This window comes from Bradyrhizobium sp. BRP56 (genome assembly GCF_020194035.1).
GTDB lineage: Bacteria > Pseudomonadota > Alphaproteobacteria > Rhizobiales > Xanthobacteraceae > Bradyrhizobium > Bradyrhizobium australafricanum.
In genome coordinates, this window is record NZ_JADYVV010000016.1 from 42,775 (window position 1) to 59,114 (window position 16,340).

General features: G+C 64.9%; 15 protein-coding genes and 1 pseudogene. 5 read left to right on the forward strand and 11 right to left on the reverse strand.

The window, feature by feature from the left end; translation table 11 throughout:
* Positions 1 to 2 precede the first annotated feature (2 nt).
* Positions 3 to 665, forward strand: a complete 663-nt coding sequence (locus I6F38_RS13875) for a sulfite oxidase-like oxidoreductase (protein ID WP_225160726.1) — start codon at positions 3 to 5, stop codon at positions 663 to 665.
* Between the two features lie 28 nt (positions 666 to 693).
* Positions 694 to 1,581, forward strand: a pseudogene (locus tag I6F38_RS13880) (alpha/beta hydrolase); the annotation flags it as partial.
* A gap of 75 nt (positions 1,582 to 1,656) precedes the next feature.
* On the opposite strand, the gene I6F38_RS13885 reads toward I6F38_RS13880, so the two are convergent.
* Positions 1,657 to 3,114: a PLP-dependent aminotransferase family protein gene (locus I6F38_RS13885; protein ID WP_225160727.1), complete on the reverse strand. Its 1,458-nt coding sequence runs from the start codon at positions 3,112 to 3,114 to the stop codon at positions 1,657 to 1,659.
* A 47-nt stretch (positions 3,115 to 3,161) separates the two neighbouring features.
* On the opposite strand from I6F38_RS13885, the gene I6F38_RS13890 reads away from it, so the two are divergent.
* The 3 genes from I6F38_RS13890 to I6F38_RS13900 all read left to right on the forward strand — a co-directional run bounded on the left by I6F38_RS13890 (position 3,162) and on the right by I6F38_RS13900 (position 6,456).
* Entirely contained in the window at positions 3,162 to 4,103 is a 942-nt protein-coding gene (locus I6F38_RS13890) for a DMT family transporter (RefSeq protein ID WP_225160728.1), read from the forward strand.
* Between the two features lie 455 nt (positions 4,104 to 4,558).
* Positions 4,559 to 5,272 carry a Bax inhibitor-1/YccA family protein gene (locus tag I6F38_RS13895; RefSeq protein ID WP_225160729.1) on the forward strand — a complete coding sequence of 238 codons (714 nt, stop codon included), beginning with the start codon at positions 4,559 to 4,561 and terminating at the stop codon, positions 5,270 to 5,272.
* A gap of 341 nt (positions 5,273 to 5,613) precedes the next feature.
* Positions 5,614 to 6,456, forward strand: coding sequence for a metal-dependent phosphohydrolase (locus tag I6F38_RS13900; protein ID WP_225160730.1), 843 nt, complete (start codon positions 5,614 to 5,616; stop codon positions 6,454 to 6,456).
* Positions 6,457 to 6,620: 164 nt separating this feature from the next.
* Here I6F38_RS13900 and I6F38_RS13905 read toward each other — a convergent pair whose 3' ends face one another.
* The 10 genes from I6F38_RS13905 to paaA all read right to left on the reverse strand — a co-directional run bounded on the left by I6F38_RS13905 (position 6,621) and on the right by paaA (position 16,285).
* Positions 6,621 to 7,676, reverse strand: coding sequence for a YeeE/YedE family protein (locus tag I6F38_RS13905; RefSeq protein ID WP_225160731.1), 1,056 nt, complete (start codon positions 7,674 to 7,676; stop codon positions 6,621 to 6,623).
* 145 nt (positions 7,677 to 7,821) lie between these two features.
* Entirely contained in the window at positions 7,822 to 8,835 is a 1,014-nt protein-coding gene (locus tag I6F38_RS13910) for a zinc-binding alcohol dehydrogenase family protein (RefSeq protein ID WP_225160789.1), read from the reverse strand.
* A 123-nt stretch (positions 8,836 to 8,958) separates the two neighbouring features.
* The gene (iaaH, locus tag I6F38_RS13915; protein WP_225160732.1) at positions 8,959 to 10,389 is read right to left on the reverse strand and encodes an indoleacetamide hydrolase; all 1,431 of its coding nucleotides are present in this window, start codon (positions 10,387 to 10,389) and stop codon (positions 8,959 to 8,961) included.
* Between the two features lie 32 nt (positions 10,390 to 10,421).
* Positions 10,422 to 11,753 carry a phenylacetate--CoA ligase PaaK gene (paaK, locus tag I6F38_RS13920; RefSeq protein WP_225160733.1) on the reverse strand — a complete coding sequence of 444 codons (1,332 nt, stop codon included), beginning with the start codon at positions 11,751 to 11,753 and terminating at the stop codon, positions 10,422 to 10,424.
* 19 nt (positions 11,754 to 11,772) lie between these two features.
* The gene (gene paaI, locus I6F38_RS13925) at positions 11,773 to 12,228 is read right to left on the reverse strand and encodes a hydroxyphenylacetyl-CoA thioesterase PaaI (protein WP_225160734.1); all 456 of its coding nucleotides are present in this window, start codon (positions 12,226 to 12,228) and stop codon (positions 11,773 to 11,775) included.
* A gap of 138 nt (positions 12,229 to 12,366) precedes the next feature.
* A complete protein-coding gene (gene paaE / locus I6F38_RS13930) occupies positions 12,367 to 13,446 on the reverse strand; it encodes a 1,2-phenylacetyl-CoA epoxidase subunit PaaE (RefSeq protein WP_225160735.1) in 1,080 nt (359 codons plus the stop codon).
* Between the two features lie 128 nt (positions 13,447 to 13,574).
* Positions 13,575 to 14,078, reverse strand: a complete 504-nt coding sequence (paaD, locus tag I6F38_RS13935; protein WP_225160736.1) for a 1,2-phenylacetyl-CoA epoxidase subunit PaaD — start codon at positions 14,076 to 14,078, stop codon at positions 13,575 to 13,577.
* A complete protein-coding gene (gene paaC, locus I6F38_RS13940; protein ID WP_225160737.1) occupies positions 14,072 to 14,848 on the reverse strand; it encodes a 1,2-phenylacetyl-CoA epoxidase subunit PaaC in 777 nt (258 codons plus the stop codon). Before paaC ends, paaD begins: the two co-directional genes overlap by 7 nt.
* Before the next feature lie 143 nt (positions 14,849 to 14,991).
* A complete protein-coding gene (gene paaB, locus I6F38_RS13945) occupies positions 14,992 to 15,279 on the reverse strand; it encodes a 1,2-phenylacetyl-CoA epoxidase subunit PaaB (protein WP_016842890.1) in 288 nt (95 codons plus the stop codon).
* 13 nt (positions 15,280 to 15,292) lie between these two features.
* A complete protein-coding gene (gene paaA, locus I6F38_RS13950) occupies positions 15,293 to 16,285 on the reverse strand; it encodes a 1,2-phenylacetyl-CoA epoxidase subunit PaaA (protein WP_225160738.1) in 993 nt (330 codons plus the stop codon).
* Positions 16,286 to 16,340 lie beyond the last annotated feature (55 nt).

Consider the following 16,340-nt stretch of genomic DNA (forward strand, 5'->3'; position numbering starts at 1 on the left):
CCATGACTGATGATCAGGAACCGCCCGAGAGCAAGCTGACCCGCAGCAAGCAGCGCTGGGCACGCGAGGGCAAATTCCTCACCGGCAAGGTCACCCGCCCGGAGGAGCAGCGCCTGCCGCCGGGCCAGCATCTGACGGCGGATTGGCCGGTGCTCGATCTCGGGCTGATGCCGAACATCTCCCAGGAGCGCTGGCGGCTCGACGTCTACGGCGCGGTCGAGCAGACCATCTACTGGACCTGGCAGCAGTTCATGGCGCAGCCGCAAATGCAATTCGTCTCCGACATTCACTGCGTCACGACCTGGTCGCGCTACGACAACCAGTGGGAGGGGCTTGCGACCCGCGACCTGCTCGCCGCCTGCCAGCCGCGCGAGGATGCACGCTTCGTCGCGCTGCATTCTTATGACGGCTATACGACCAACCTGCCGCTCGAAGACTTCGCCGCCGAGGACGCGCTGCTCGCCCATAGCTGGTCGAGCAAGCCGCTGGAGCAGGAGCACGGCGGCCCGGTGCGGCTCGTGGTACCGCACCTCTATTTCTGGAAGAGCGCGAAGTGGCTTCAGCGCATCGAATTCCTCACCGAGGACGCGCCCGGCTTCTGGGAGGTCCGTGGCTATCACAATCGCGGTGATCCCTGGGCCGAACAGCGCTATTCTGGCGACTGACACACCAACAGGATGATGGAGCCTGCCCGTGCCGCACGAACGCTTTCAATTCACCGGTGTCGGCGGCCATCAGCTGGCCGCCGCGCTTGACACGCCCGACGGGCCGATCAAGGCCTATGCGCTGTTTGCGCACTGCTTCACCTGCGGCAAGGATGTGCTGGCCGCGAAGCGCATCGCGGTCGCGCTCGCGGCCAAGGGCATCGCCACGCTGCGCTTCGACTTCACCGGTCTGGGCTCCAGCGAGGGCGAGTTCGCCAACTCGACCTTCTCGTCGAACGTCGCCGATCTGGTCCGCGCCGCCGACCATTTGCGCGCGACGCACAAGGCACCTACGATCCTGATCGGCCACAGCCTCGGCGGCGCCGCGATCCTCGCCGCCGCGGGTCAAATCCCCGAGGCCAAGGCGGTCGCGACCATCGCCGCACCCTCCGATCCCGTCCATGTCACGCATTTCTTCAGGGACCGGATCGAGGACATTCGCACGCAGGGCGAAGGCGAAGTCTCGCTCGCGGGCCGCCCGTTCCGCATCAAGCGCGAATTCCTCGACGACGTCGCCGAGCAGAAGTTGATGGCGCAGGTGAAGCAGCTGCACAAGGCGCTGCTGATCATGCATTCGCCGACCGACGACACCGTCGGCATCGACAACGCCACGCATATCTTCAGCGCCGCCAGGCACCCCAAGAGCTTCGTCTCGCTGGCCGAGGCCGACCATCTCTTGAGCGGCAAACAGGATGCCGCCTACGTCGCCGACGTGATCGGCGCCTGGGCCGAACGCTATATCGATATCGCGCCGCAGCCGGCGGCAGATACCGGCAGTGCGCCGCGCAATGTCGTGGTGCAGGAGACCCGCGCCGGCAAGTTTCAGCAGATTGTCACGGCAGGCCCGCATCGCATGCTGGCCGACGAGCCGGTCGCGCGCTCGAAGGCAACTTGACACGTCGGGCAACTCAGGGATATTCTTCCATTATTCCGAAATCGTGCGAACGCCCCTCTATCCACGCGCCGCGCGCTTGCCGGTCAGGCAGTTCGCCATGATCCGCACCGCGGCGCCGATCTCGTTCTCGCGCCAGGCGGCGAAGCCGAGCAACAGGCCGTGGTCGCGCGGCCGCTCCAGCGCAAGGCTCGACAGTGCGCGCACCTCGACGCCGGCGGCGACCAGGCGCGTCACGGCATCCCGGTCCGCACGGCCGTCCTTGAAACGGGCAATCAGCTGCATGCCGCCCGGCGGCACCTCGGCGGTGAGCACCGGCTCGAGCTGCCGCACCAGCGCCGCCGCGAGATGGTCCCGGCGTGATCGGTAGATGCGCCGCATCCGCCTGACATGCGCCAGGAAATGCCCGTCGGCCATGAAACCGGCCAGCGCCTCCTGGACATGCACGGAGGCGATCAGCCCGAGATGGCGCTGCGCGATCTCCATCGTCCGCGCCAGTGATGGCGGCACCACCAGATAGCCGATGCGGATATCGGCGGTCATCGCCTTGGCGAAGGTGCCGAGATAGAGCACGCGTCCCTCGCGATCGAGCCCCTGCAGCGCCGGCATCGGCCGGCTGTCATAGTGAAACTCGCCGTCGTAATCGTCCTCGACGATCCAGGTCTTGCCGGGCTCGGCGGAAGCCAACAGCTCGGTGCGGCGTGCGACCGGCATCACGCGCCCTGTCGGGTGCTGATGTGACGGCGTCGCGAAGATGAGCTTCGGCGCGCGCGCCGCGCGCGTCCGCATCATGCCCCATTGATCGAGCCTGACACCGACGACGTTTGCACCGGCGGCACGAAACGCCGCCGCCGCACCGGGATAGCCGGGATCCTCGGTCCAGACCGCATCGCCGGCGACGATGGTGGTCGCGGCGATCAGCGTCAGCGCCGCCTGCGCCGTCGGCAGGATCAGGATCTGATCGGCCTCGGCGCGCACGCCGCGGCTGACTTCGAGATAATCGCGCAAGGCTTCGCGCAGGCTCGACCGGTTGACCACGGTCTGGTCGTTGAAGCGGCGGCGCAACGCGCTGCGGCGCAAGCAGCGCGCCCAGATCTCGTGCGGAAACTCGCGCGCATCCGCAAGCCCGGGCCGCAGCGGCCGGAAATCCGCCTGGTAGGACAGCGGCCAATCGCTATCGGAGAGCTGCAAGGCCCAGGGCGACAGCAACGGTTTGCGGGCGGCCTCGCGCTTCGGCGCCAGCGCAGGTTTGGCGAAGCGCGCTTCGATATCGTCGGTCACAACCGGCCGCCGCCGCGCCGCGACCCGCAGATATCCTTCGGCGGCGAGTTGCTCATAGGCATGCGTCACGGTGTTGCGCGCCACGTCGAGCTCGGCCGCAAGGCTGCGGCTCGACGGCAGCATGGCGCCGCTCCTGATCCGGCCGCTCGCCATCAGCGCGCGCAGTTGCTGGGTCAACTGCGCCGCCAGCCCGGCATCGTCCGATCGCTTCAGCGCGAGCAATTCGGCGAGGATCAATCTGGCTCCACTATTCTACCAAATCTGGCTCTTTCGAGAGAGCCAGCATGATCCTATTCACAAGCGGTATCGCCTGCAAGGATTCTGACGTGAACCAGTCACTCTCCCCCGCCAGGGCCGCCGCCCTGTTCATCGTCGTGGTGCTGGCCTGGGGCATCAACTGGTCGGTCACGAAATCGCTGGTCGAGGCGGTGCCGCCGCTGTGGACCGCCTCGATCCGCAGCTGGGTCGCCCTGATCGCCCTGCTGGTCATCCTGCGCGCCAGCGGCAATTTGATCATTCCGCGGATCGCCGATGTCCCGGTCGTGCTCAGCGTGGCGCTGCTGCACATGACGTTCTTCTCGACGCTGGTCGCCGCCGGCCTGCGCTATCTGCCGGCCAGCAAGGGCGTCGTGCTCGGCTACACCACGCCGCTCTGGGTCGCCCTTGCCGCGGCCGCCGCGCGCACCGAACGGCTCGGGATGCTCAAGCTTGTCGGCGTCGCGCTCGGACTCGCCGGGCTCTGCGTGATCCTCAACCCGGCATCGCTGGACTGGAGCAATCTGCATGTCCTCGCCGGCGCCGGCATGATCATCATCGCCGCGATCTGCTGGGCCGCCAACATCATCTATATCCGCTCGCACCGCTGGATCGCGACACCGCTGCAGCTCCTGCTGTGGCAGGTGCTGGTCGCGACGCTGGTGCTGACGACGTCGGCGCTGGTCACCGAAGGCGTGCCCGAGGTGACATGGTCGCCGCACCTCCTGCTGCTGTTCCTCTATTCCGGCTTCATCGGCACGGCGCTGGCCTATTGGGCAATGTCCATGGTCAACAAGAGCCTGCCGGCACTGATCACCTCGCTCGGCACCACGGCAACGCCGATCGTCGGCATCGTGACCGCGGCACTCTTGCTCGGCGAGCCGATCGATCTCTCGCTGGCGATTGCCGCGGCCTTGATCGTCGGCGGCATCGCGCTGAGCTCGCTCGCGGACGCGCCGTCGCGTGCGTAATTAGGGCCCGTACTCATAGATTCGTCACGTCCGCGTCGGTCTCGGAAGCCGACGTCGAAACCGACGTCGCTGCATGCCGGCCTTGGGCCAAATGCGGACATGGCCAGCTCAATCGATCGCCTCGTCGGCGCGCGGGCAACGACATCGCGAAACGGCAACGGGCGCGATTGAGCAATTAGTATTGATCCAGATCAAGACCGCTGCCACCGGCCGGCCACTACGCTGTCGGCTAGGAAGTGCCGCCCAACACGTACCGAAGGATGTTGGACTCAGGGATGAGCATTTTTGTTTTAGTTCATGAGCGCAATCTTCGGTACCAAGGCGGAGGCGACCTCGCCGGGCGTTACCGAAACGTGGGAGCGATCATGAGTGCACCGTCTCCCCGGTAATGAAGCCGCACATCACGAGTACAGTCGGCTACCTCCCACAGGAGCCTTTCAAGAAGGACACAACTCATGTCGAACTATGATCGAAATGCAGCTGCGCCGGGCTTCCCCGCAAACGGCGCCATAGCGATAGACGTCGGCCTTCGCGCTTTTATGCTGCGCGTATATAATTACATGGCCGCCGGCGTTGGCTTGACCGGCGCTGCAGCGTTTTTGACCTATCAGTTCACCGGCCCTGAATTGCTTCAAAGTCCGCTGATGTGGGTGCTAATGCTGGCGCCACTGGGACTAGTTTTCTTTATCAGTGCACGAATCAACACGCTGTCGGTGGAAGCTGCGCGAGGATTGTTTTTCCTCTATGCGGCCCTGGTCGGGATTTCATTGTCGACCATCTTCCACATTTACACACAGTCCTCGATCACCAGAGTGTTCTTCATCTCAGCGGCGGCCTTCGGCGCGCTCAGTATCTGGGGCTACAGTACCCAGCGAAGCTTGTCTGGATTTGGAACGTTCCTGCTTATGGGCTTGATCGGCGTCATTATCGCTAGCCTTGTCAATCTGTTTCTGAGATCGAGCGGGCTCGATTGGATGATTTCCATTATCGGAGTCGGCGTCTTTGCGGGGCTCACGGCCTACGATACCCAGCGGATCAAGGGGATGTACGACGGCGGCGATGACACCACTTCGGCCGGCCGCAAGGCAGTGTTGGGTGCGCTGTCGCTCTACCTCAACTTCATCAACCTGTTCATGATGATGCTGCGCCTGATGGGCGGCCGACGCTAGACTACGACGTCATTCTCGAGTGCGATCCGCTCGCGCCACTGCGCGATGAGGCGCGACGATTGAATAACAAGGACGCTTTGGCGTGGGAATGTCTGCTGAGGGTCAACTCGGAAGTCGGAACGCGCAACCGTAACGTCCGCTTCACTTCCGACACCTGACTTTCGATAGCCTGCGCGGCACTTCCGAAAAGGGCAGTGACCCGGGCGCCTACATTGATCCAGATCAACGGGCGGGGGCCGGCTACTATAGAGTTGCTGCGCTGAGATCGTTAGATACCCCCAACCCTGCCCGACATCGAGTGCTCGACGTATCATTGCTGCGCAAGCTGAAGGGATATTGAAATGATCACAGTTCCGGAACTGGTATCGCAAGCCTTGGGGTCGTTTCTAACGGCGGAAACGAAGGACCGGTTTGGCGCTTCACATGCCGGTTTGACTGAGCTGCTTCCGTTTGCGGCGAAGCTCACGTTGGAGTGCATTGGTAACAGCGACGCCCTGTACCACAACGTTGAGCATACATTGCTCGTTACCCTTGCCGGACACGACATCTTAACCGGACGTGCGCTGTTGCGGCCGACGACGGCAAACGATTATGCGAATTTCATTCTGGCGTGCCTCACCCATGACATCGGGTACGTTCGCGGCATTGTTCAAGGAGATGAAGACGAGTCCTTTATCGCGGATGTAAATGGCGGCACCATTCGTCTGCCTCGAGGATCGTCCGATGCCGCGCTTGCTCCGTATCACGTGGACCGCTCGAAATTGTTCGTCCTCGAGCGCCTGGACTCGGAAGAGCTGGATGCGAACCGCGTGGCCCGGGCAATCGAATATACCCGCTTTCCTTATACGCTATCCTCGAACGACAGTCTGATAGAAGAAGAGGGGTTGCTGCTGCGGGCCGCCGATCTTATCGGGCAGCTCGGCGATCCCCACTATCTGAGGAAGTCGAACGCGCTGTTCTACGAATTTGAAGAGGTCGGGCTCAACAAAACGCTGGGCTACGCGACGCCGGCAGACATCGTTTATAAGTATCCCCAATTTTACTGGAAGACCGTTGCTCCCCAAATTCAAACGGCGATACGCTATCTCAATGTCACTTCTCGCGGCCGTCGATGGATAGCAACTCTCTATGGTAACGTGTTTCGGGCGGAGCGTGAGATGAATCTGTCGGGACCGCAGCCGTAATTGGCGCCGTCTCGTGGCTGAACATGGTGACAGTACCGACCACGCGCGCAGGTAGTTTGCCAGAATCCACCAATGGGTCAGGTTCGGGTCATAAGCCGCCGACAACTACCGAACTGGGCAACTTCCGCTTTATGACTGGAAGCCGACGGTTATGAGTACACGCCCTAGGCGGCCGCAAGCGGCCTGACCCGCAAGCTCCCGCGCAGCCCCGCCCCGGTCCCGAGCATGATGCCGGCGATTGCGATGAGGGACGACAGCGAGAGCGTCGACAAGCCAGTGAGCCCCTGCCCGACCGAGCAGCCGAACGCCATCACGCCGCCCGCGCCCATCAACGCGGCGCCGCTCGCCGAGCGCAGCATATGCTGCGGCGACCGGTAGCCTTCGAGCTGGAAGCGCCCGGTGGCGATGGCCGTGATCAGGCTGCCGGCGAACACGCCGAACACGGTGACGATGCCGAAATTCAGCGTCGAGCCGGTCGACAGCATCACATACTGCAACGCGTCGGCGATCGGTGCGATGAAGGTCAGCGAGGTCACCGGCACCGGATTGAAATCATCGGCGCCGAGATAGCCTGTCGCGTACCAGCCGCCCGCCACCAGCAGGCCGACGATCAGGCCGGCCGCGATCTGGCCGGGCGATTTTCGGAACGGCGCATGGGCAAAGGCGAAGATGATCAAGACGGCTGCGAGCACCGAGGCCGCGACCATCCGCGCCGGCACCGTGCCGAGGCCGATCCCTGCCAGCAGCGCCGGCACCGAATTGGCTGACACCGTGGCCTGCGACGCCTGTACCATCGCGATCCGCAGCGGTGCGATCAGGCCCTTCAGCGTCATCTCGGCGAAGATGCCGAGCACGATCACGACCACGAAGGAGCGCAGATTGCCGCGCCCGAGCAGCACCAGCGCTCGGGAGCCGCAGCCGTTCGACAGCACCATGCCGTAGCCGAACAGCAGCCCGCCGAGGAACATCACCGGCGCCGAGAAGGACGGTTGCAGATAGATCGACTTGCCGAGATCGACGAGGCCTGCCGCCGCCAAAAGCTGCGAGGCCGCGATCGCGACGCCCATCGCCAGCGCATAGGTGCGCGCCAGGCGGCCGTCGCCCTCCGCCCACCAGCCGCGCAGGCCGCTCATCATGCAGAAGCCGCTGAGCAGCCCCACCGAGCCATAGATCAGGCCGATGGTCAGGGCGGCAATGATGACGATCGTGGCGGGGTCCATAGTGGTCCTTCAATTACGTTCGTCATTGCGAGCCAACCGGTCGGCGCGAAGCGCCGCCGGATGACAGGCTCCGCGAAGCAATCCATACTATCACACTGGAGAGAATGGATTGCTTCGTCGCTTCGCTCCTCGCAATGACGGTGAACTAGGGTCGCAAAATCACACGGTCGCGCGACGATCCTGCCACGGCAACAAACGCCGCCTTGGCCTGTTCCAGCGGATAGATCGCGCTCGGCTTGATCGGGAATGGCTTCAGATGTCCGCCGGCAAAGCCCGGCGCGAGCTCGCGCAACACCTCGCCGGTCGCAACCGACGACAGCGCAAGCGTGTCGATGCCGACATAGGTGTGCTGGCCGCGGTAGAATTCGAGGATGTTGAACTGCACGATGCGGTCGACCGCCGCGATCAGGATCTGGCGGCCGCGCAGCGCCAGCGACTTGTGCGCGGCCTGGAAATAGGGATCGCCGACCGTGTTGTAGACGATGTTGGCGCCCTTGCCGCCGGTCAGCTCGCGCACGCGAGCGGCGACGTCGGTGGTCGAGGCGTCGATCACCTCGACCGGCGAATTGCTGTGGCCTTCAAAGGGCTCGCTCTTGCGCACCACGCCGATCACGCGCGCGCCGTGCCAGCTCGCGATCTGCACCGCGGCCTGCCCGACCTTGCCGTTGACGCCCATCACGAGCACGGTCTCGCCCGCCTTCGGCAGGCCGGCGCGGCGCAGGCCCTCCATCGCGGTGACGAAGGGCACGCCGATCCCGGCGGCTTCGTCCCAGGAGAGGCCGGCGGGTTTTTCCACCACGGCATCGCGCTCGACCACCAGATGCGTGGCATGGGTGCCGTCGCGGCGGATGCCGAGGTCGCCGGACGAGCCGAACACCTCACGCCCGATGAATTCAGCGGGACCATCGATTACGACACCGGCGTAGTCACGGCCTGAGGTACGCGGGAATATGGCATAGGGCATCAGCCCGGTCGCGGCCTTGACGTCGGACGGATTGACCGCGGCGGCCCTCACCTCGATCAAGACGTCGTTGTCGCCACGCGAAAGTGCATGAGTCTCGACCGCTGGCGCCACCGCCGCCGCGTTCTCCGCCTTCGTCAGCAGGCGGACGCAGCGCGCGTCGACAGGATGACGATTTGCTTGCGGGGCCGGCGGCATCAGCGTTCCAGTCTCGGTCATAGAGCGCGCCGCAAGGCACGCGGATGGTGGCGGCCGGATGGCCTCGGGCCATGACTAATCGACTGACCGATCAATTCAAGGGGCTTGTTGCGACAGGCCGAGTCAGAGCTTCGGCGGCGGGGCCGTGCCCAGGATCGCCTCGATCGACAGGCCGAGCCCGAGCAGCCTGGCATCGCCGCCGACCGGACCGTCGAGCTCGAGCCCAACCGGCAGGCCATCGGGCGTCATGCCGGCGTAGAGCGACAGCCCGGGAAGGCCGGCATTGCTGCCGGGATCGGTGTTGCGGATCATGGTGCCGAAGGTCGGCACCTGCGCGCCGCCATTGACCGACATCTCGCCGGACCCGGTCTTTTCGTCGATCAGCGGCGCGGGCGCGACCGTGGTCGGAAACAGGATGGCGTCCAGCCTGTTGTTCCTGATGTAGGTGGCATAGATCGCCTGCAGCGCCGGCCGCTGCACGTTGATTGCATCATCATAGGCGGCGCCGAACGCATCCGTAGTGATGGCACCGAATGCGCCGACGACATCAGGACTGGCGACGCCGGCCGCGATGTCGGACAGCGTGATCCCCTCGATCCCTGAAGCGGCAAGCCAGGCCGGGATATCGGCGATCGGTTCGTGCAGCGCGACCACGAAGGACACCTTGCCGTTCTGCTCAAACAGATCGGGCATATCGACATCGACCAACACCGCGCCGGCCGCCGAGAGCCGGGCACAGGCTGCGCGGGCGACGGCTTCGACATCGCGATCGAGGCCGCTCCAGAAACAGGCGGGAATGCCGAGACGCACGCCGCGTAGCGGAACGGCTGACGCCAGCGGCGTGCCTGATATCACGGCATCGAGCAGCGCGACATCGGCGACCGTGCGTCCCATCGGGCCGACGGTGTCGCGGGTATGGCTGATCGGAACCACCTGATTGTCGTCGTGATAGCGCCGCTCGGCGCCGCCATTGCCGACCGAAGGCCGAAGGCCCACGGTCCCGGTCAACGCGGCGGGCACGCGGGTCGACCCGCCGGTGTCCGATCCGAGGCCACAGGTGGCGATGCGCGCGGCGATCGCCGCCGACGTTCCGCCGGACGACCCGCCCGGGATCCGGCTGGTGTCGTACGGATTCCGCACCGGTCCCGCGAACGGCGCGAGATTGGTACTGGTGATGCCGAAGGCAAGCTCGTGCAGATTGGTCTTGCCGATGACCACGGCGCCCGCGTCGAGCAGCTTTTGCAGCGACGGCGCATTGCGCGCAGGCCGCGCGTGTTGCAGCGCCGGCGTGCCGCCCGATGTCGGCAGATCCGATGTGTTGATGTTGTCCTTCACGACGATCGGAAGCCCGGCCAGCACGCCGGTCCGCGTCCCGGCATCGACCTCGCGCGCCGCGGCCAGCGCACCGTCGCGGTTCAACACGATAAAGGCGTTGAGGTGGTTGAGCCGCTCCGCACGATCGAGCGCGGCCTCGACGACGCTGACCGCCGTTACCTTGCCGGCGCGGATATCAGCCAGGATCTCCGCAGCGGTCGTTTCATTGGTGTCGGCCATACCCTGCGCCCTGTTGAATTGCAGGGATTAGGCTATTCTTTCGGCCGCTTGTCGTAAACACGTTTCGCCTTGCCGAGCGAACGCTCCAGCGTCTCGGGCGCAACGACGCGGACGCGGGTCGAGATGCCGATCGTGTTCTTGATGAAGGCGGAGACCTTCTCGGCGTGAACAACCAGCCCCTCGCCGTCCCAGCTCTCGGGCCGGGCTTCGGCGAGCACCGTCATCTCGTCCATACGGCCTTCGCGGGTCAGCTCGATGACAAAGTGACCGCCGCACCAGTCGGTCGCCAGCAGCGCTTCCTCGATCTGGGTCGGGAACACGTTGACGCCGCGCAGGATGATCATGTCGTCGGAGCGGCCGGTCACCTTCTCCATCCGCCGCATGCCGGGCCGCGCCGTGCCGGGCAACAGCCGCGTCAGATCGCGGGTGCGGTAGCGGATGATCGGAAAGGCTTCCTTGGTCAGCGAGGTGAACACCAGCTCGCCCTTCTCGCCGTCGGGCAGCACCTTGCCGGTCAGGGGATCGATCACCTCCGGATAGAAGTGGTCCTCCCAGATGTGCAGGCCGTCCTTGGTCTCCACGCATTCCTGCGCGACGCCGGGACCGATCACCTCCGACAGGCCATAGATGTCGGTGGCGTCCATGTCGAACGCCTGCTCGATCTCGACGCGCATCGCGTTGGTCCAGGGCTCGGCGCCGAAGATGCCGAACTTCAGCGACGATTTGCGCGGATCAAGGCCCTGCCGCTTGAACTCGTCGAGGATCGCCAGCATGTAGCTCGGCGTCACCGTGATGATGTCGGGCCGGAAGTCGTTGATGAGCTGCACCTGCCGCTCGGTCATGCCGCCGGAGATGGGGATCACCGTGCAGCCGAGCCGCTCGGCCCCGTAATGCGCGCCGAGGCCGCCGGTGAACAGGCCATAGCCATAGGCGTTGTGCATCAGCATGCCGGTGCGGCCGCCGGCGGCGCGGATCGAGCGCGCCATCACATCCGCCCAGGTGTCGATGTCGGCCCTGGTGTAGCCGACCACGATCGGCTTGCCGGTCGTGCCGGAGGAGGCATGGACCCGCACCAGCTGTTCGCGCGGCACCGCGAACATGTTGAAGGGATAATTGTCGCGCAGATCCGTCTTCACCGTGAACGGGAATTTGGCGAGATCGGGAAGCTGCCTGAAATCGGACGGATGCACGCCGGCGGCATCGAACGCCTCCCTGTAGTGCGCGACATTGTCATAGGCATGCTTGAGCGACCAGGCCAGTCGCCTGGTCTGCAGCGCCGTGATCTCGTCGCGCGAGGCGCGCTCGGCCGCATCGAGCTCGGCGTGATAACCACTGTCCTTGACCTTGAGCTTTGCCGTTGCCATCGACGTTTCCCCTGAAGCCTTATGCCTTGATGTCCGTGTCGGGCAGCCAGGTGCCCGGTATCACACGCGAATGCCCGCGGAATTCGGCGATCACGCTGTCGCCGGAGGTCACGCTCACGTCGTAGATTCCCGAGCGGCCATTGCGCGAGATCTCGCGCGCGGTCGCCACCAGACGGTCGCCGAGCTTGCCGGGCCGGATGAAAGTGACATTGCCCTGCGCCGCCACCGCGCGATCGTTGCGGCTGTTGCAGGCAAAGGCGAAGGCTGAATCGGCCAGCGTGAAGATGTAGCCGCCATGACAGATGCGCTGGCCGTTGACCATGTGCGCCTGCACCGTCATCGCCATCACCGCCTGCCCCGGCCTGATCTCGACGAGCTCCATGCCGAGGCCCTTGCTGGCGTCGTCTTCCTTCCACATCGCGTCGGCGCAAGCGCGGGCGACATCCTCGGACGATAGCGTGGCCTTCACGTTCACATCGAACTCCCTTTGCGCGGGCCCGTTGCGGAGGGCCTCTTGGTGTCAAATCAGTGTTGGGCGCGACGCACGAGGCGTCAACGCTACTTCCGTCATTCCGGGGCGATGCGCAGCAGCGAACCCGGAATGACGACAATCCTAGACGTGGTCGTAGTCGACCACGACCTTCTCAGAGCACGGCTTGGCCTGGCAGGTGAGGATGAACCCCGCCTTCAGCTCCCACGGCTCCAGCGAATAATTCAAATCCATCGGCGCCTCGCCTTCGACCAGCTTGGCGCGGCAGGTCGAGCACATGCCGCCCTTGCAGGCGAACGGCAGGTCCATGCCGGCGCGCAGCGCGGCGTCGAGGATCGACTCGCCGTCAGCCACCGGGACCTCGCGGCGCTTGCCGTCGATGATCAGCCCGGCAATCGCCTTCGGCGGCGCGCCGGCCGGAACGACGACCTTCGCCCGCGGCTTGCCGCCGAATTCCGACACGAAGCGTTCGACATGGATGCGCGCGTCGGCGATGCCGATCTCGCGGCAAGTCGCCTCGATGGTCTCGCTCATCGCGGCCGGTCCGCAGACGAAGACGTGATCGACGGTCGCAGCCGGCACCAGCGAGCGCAGCAGCACCCGCACCTTCTCGCCGTCGAGCCGGCCGTGCAGGATCGGAATGTCCTGCTCCTCACCCGAGATGACGTGGAATACCGAGAGCCGCTGCATGAAGCGGTCCTTCAGCTCCTCCAGCGCCTCGCGGAACATGACGCCCTCGGTCGAGCGATTGCCGTAGAACAGGAAGAAGCGGCTGTCCGGCTCGCGCGCCAGCACGCCCTTGATGATCGAGAGGATCGGCGTGATGCCGCTACCGGCGGCAAAGCCGACATAGGTCCGCGCCTCGCCGGGCACGTGGGCGACGCCGAAACGCCCGGTCGGCGTCATCACGTCGAGCTCGTCGCCGGTCTTCAATTCCTCTGCCGCCCAGTTCGAGAACGCGCCGCCGTCGACCTTCTTCACTGCGATGCGCAATTCGCCGTCGTCGGGACCGGAGCAGATCGAATAGGAACGGCGAACTTCCTCGCCGTCCATCGTGGTGCGCAGCGTCAGATACTGGCCGGGCGTGAAACTGTAGTCGCCTTGCAGATCGTCAGGGATCGCAAAAGTCATCGAGACCGCGTCCGACGCCTCGCGGCGCAGATCGCTGACGGACAGGCGGTGGAAGCGTGGTGTAAGGGACATCGCTTATCTCTCCCCGTCATTGCGAGGAGCGAAGCGACGAAGCAATCCATCGCTCAGCGTGCGCCGAAGCATGGATTGCTTCGCTTCGCTCGCAATGACGGCCTTGGCGGCAAATAACGACATCATAGTCAATGACACTTGAAGTAATCGAAGGGTTCACGGCAGCTCTTGCAACGCCACAGCGCCTTGCAGGAGGTCGAGCCGAATTCGGAGAGCAGCTCGGTATCGCCTGACCCGCATTGCGGGCACGCGACCGCCTGCTCACCGAACAGCGCGCGGCGCGAGGAGCCCGGCAGCGGCGGCGCGATGCCGTACTCCCTGAGCTTGCGGCGGCCGTCCTCGCTCATCCAGTCGGTGGTCCAGGCCGGCGACAGCACGGTGCGGACCTTCGGCTTATGAATGCCTTCGCGCTCCAGCGCGAGCTCGATCTCGAGCGCGATCATGTTCATCGCGGGACAGCCGGAATAGGTCGGCGTGATCGCGACCTCGACGTGACCGTCGTGGACCGCGACATCGCGCAGCACGCCGAGATCGGCGATGGTCAGCACCGGGATCTCGGGATCGACCACCTGCGCGGCCGCGCTCCAGGCGCGCCGGCGCAGATCGGCATCGCTAAGCGCAACGGTCACCATGTTGCCCCCGGAAAGGTCCGCTGCATCGATTGCAGCTCGCTGAGGAGATGGCCGAGATGTTCGCTGTGGCTGCCACTGCGGCCGCCCTGCTGCATCCAATCGCTCTTCGGCAACGACAGCGTCGCCTCGTTGATGATGCCGGTGACCGTCTTCAGCCAGCGCGGCTGCAGCGCCGCAGGATCGATCGCGATGCCGGCATCGATCAGGCCGCGCTCGCCGTCGTCGACCGCGAACATCTCGCCGGTATAGGCCCAGAGGTCGTCGATCGCATCCTGCGCGCGGCGATGGCTCTCCTCGGTGCCGTCGCCGAGGCGAACGATCCATTCCGACGAATGCCTGACATGATAGGCACTCTCCTTCTCCGACTTCGCCGCGATCGCGGCAAACGTCGGATCGGACGAGGCCATCATGGCGCGCCAGTAGAGATCGGCAAATGCCGCGTAGAAGAACTGCCGCACCATGGTGCGGGCAAAGTCGCCGTTCGGCTGCTCGACCAGCAGCAGATTGCGATACTGCCGGACGTCGCGCAGATAGGCGAACTTGTCTTCGTCGTTGCCTCGGCCCTCGACCTTGGCCGCGTAGCTGTAGAGCTCACGGGCCTGACCGAGCAGGTCGAGCCCCATATTGGCGAGCGCCATGTCCTCTTCCATGGCGGGCGCATGGCCGCACCATTCGGACAGCCGATGGCCAAGGATCAGCGCATCGTCGGCGCGGCGCAGCGCGTAGAGCACCAGCGGCGTTTCGGAGACTTCGATGTTGGCGGTTGCCATGTTCTCTATTCCACCTGCATCCACTTGCTCGACGTCATCCTGAGGAGCCTGCGCAGCAGGCGTCTCGAAGGATGGCCGCGGTTACGATCGGGCGTCATGGTTCGAGACGGCGCTGCGCGCCTCCTCACCATGACGGGTGAAATTCACATGTGCCCGACTTCGTCGGGGACGTCGTAGAAGGTCGGGTGACGGTAGATCTTGGATTCCGCCGGCTCGAACATCATGCCCTTCTCGGACGGATCGGACGCGGTGATCGCGTTCGAGGGCACCACCCAGATCGACAGCCCCTCGCCGCGGCGGGTGTAGATGTCGCGCGCGGCCTGCAGCGCCAGCGTCGCGTCGGCCGCATGCAGCGAGCCGACATGCTTGTGCGCGAGGCCATTGCGGCTGCGGATGAAGACTTCCCAGAGCGGAACGTTCGGCGTGGCCATCTCTAGCGCTCCCTTATTCTGCGGCTTGCGCGAGCTGGCGGCGCTTGCGCTTCTCGGCATAGGCCATCGCGGCCTCGCGCACCCAGGCGCCCTCCTCATGCGCCTTGCGGCGCGCGGCGAGACGATCGCGGTTGCAGGGGCCGTTGCCTGATAGCACCTGCTTGAATTCGTCCCAGTCGATCGGGCTGTGTTCCCAATTGCCGTTTGCGTTCTGCTTCATGCCGGGATCGGGGATCGTCAGGCCCAGGAATTCGGCCTGCGGCACGGTGGCGTCGATGAATTTCTGACGCAGCTCGTCGTTGGAGAAGCGCTTGATCTTCCATTTGGTCGAGGTGTCGCTGTGCTGGCTGACCTGGTCCGGCGGACCGAACATCATCAGCACCGGCCACCACCAGCGATCGAGCGCGTTCTGCGCCATCGCCTTCTGCTCCGCGGTGCCGCGGCACAGCGTCACCATGATCTCAAAGCCCTGGCGCTGGTGGAACGACTCTTCCTTGCAGACGCGGATCATCGCGCGCGCATAGGGGCCGTAGGAGCAGCGGCACAGCGGGATCTGGTTCATGATCGCCGCGCCATCGACCAGCCAGCCGATGGTGCCGATGTCGGCCCAGGTCAGCGTCGGATAATTGAAGATCGAGGAATATTTCGCCTTGCCCGAGAGCATCGCGTCGACCAACTCCTCGCGCGATGTGCCGAGCGTCTCGGCGGCGGCGTAGAGATAGAGGCCGTGGCCGCATTCGTCCTGCACCTTGGCGAGCAGCGCAGCCTTGCGGCGCAGCGACGGCGCGCGGGTGATCCAGTTGCCCTCGGGGAGCATGCCGACGATTTCGGAATGGGCGTGCTGGGAAATCTGCCGCGTCAGCGTCTTGCGGTAGGCGGCGGGCATCCAGTCATTCGGCTCGATGCGCTCGTCGGCATCGATGCGGGCCTGGAACTGACTGGCACGGGCCACGTCCTCGACGCCGCGATCGTCGCCGTCGGATGAGTTGAGCGCCTGCGTGTACATGGCCGACCTCCCAATGTGTTGTTAGGCAGGAATATATGACACAAATTTCCAAATG

Coding starts and splice junctions, on each gene's coding strand:
- I6F38_RS13875 (WP_225160726.1), top strand. CDS start 3: ATGACTGATGATCAGGAACCGCCCGAGAGCAAGCTGACCCGCAGCAAG.
- I6F38_RS13890 (WP_225160728.1), top strand. CDS start 3,162: ATGATCCTATTCACAAGCGGTATCGCCTGCAAGGATTCTGACGTGAAC.
- I6F38_RS13895 (WP_225160729.1), top strand. CDS start 4,559: ATGTCGAACTATGATCGAAATGCAGCTGCGCCGGGCTTCCCCGCAAAC.
- I6F38_RS13900 (WP_225160730.1), top strand. CDS start 5,614: ATGATCACAGTTCCGGAACTGGTATCGCAAGCCTTGGGGTCGTTTCTA.
- I6F38_RS13905 (WP_225160731.1), bottom strand. CDS start 7,676: ATGGACCCCGCCACGATCGTCATCATTGCCGCCCTGACCATCGGCCTG.
- I6F38_RS13910 (WP_225160789.1), bottom strand. CDS start 8,835: ATGCCGCCGGCCCCGCAAGCAAATCGTCATCCTGTCGACGCGCGCTGC.
- iaaH (WP_225160732.1), bottom strand. CDS start 10,389: ATGGCCGACACCAATGAAACGACCGCTGCGGAGATCCTGGCTGATATC.
- paaK (WP_225160733.1), bottom strand. CDS start 11,753: ATGGCAACGGCAAAGCTCAAGGTCAAGGACAGTGGTTATCACGCCGAG.
- paaE (WP_225160735.1), bottom strand. CDS start 13,446: ATGTCCCTTACACCACGCTTCCACCGCCTGTCCGTCAGCGATCTGCGC.
- paaD (WP_225160736.1), bottom strand. CDS start 14,078: ATGGTGACCGTTGCGCTTAGCGATGCCGATCTGCGCCGGCGCGCCTGG.
- paaC (WP_225160737.1), bottom strand. CDS start 14,848: ATGGCAACCGCCAACATCGAAGTCTCCGAAACGCCGCTGGTGCTCTAC.
- paaB (WP_016842890.1), bottom strand. CDS start 15,279: ATGGCCACGCCGAACGTTCCGCTCTGGGAAGTCTTCATCCGCAGCCGC.
- paaA (WP_225160738.1), bottom strand. CDS start 16,285: ATGTACACGCAGGCGCTCAACTCATCCGACGGCGACGATCGCGGCGTC.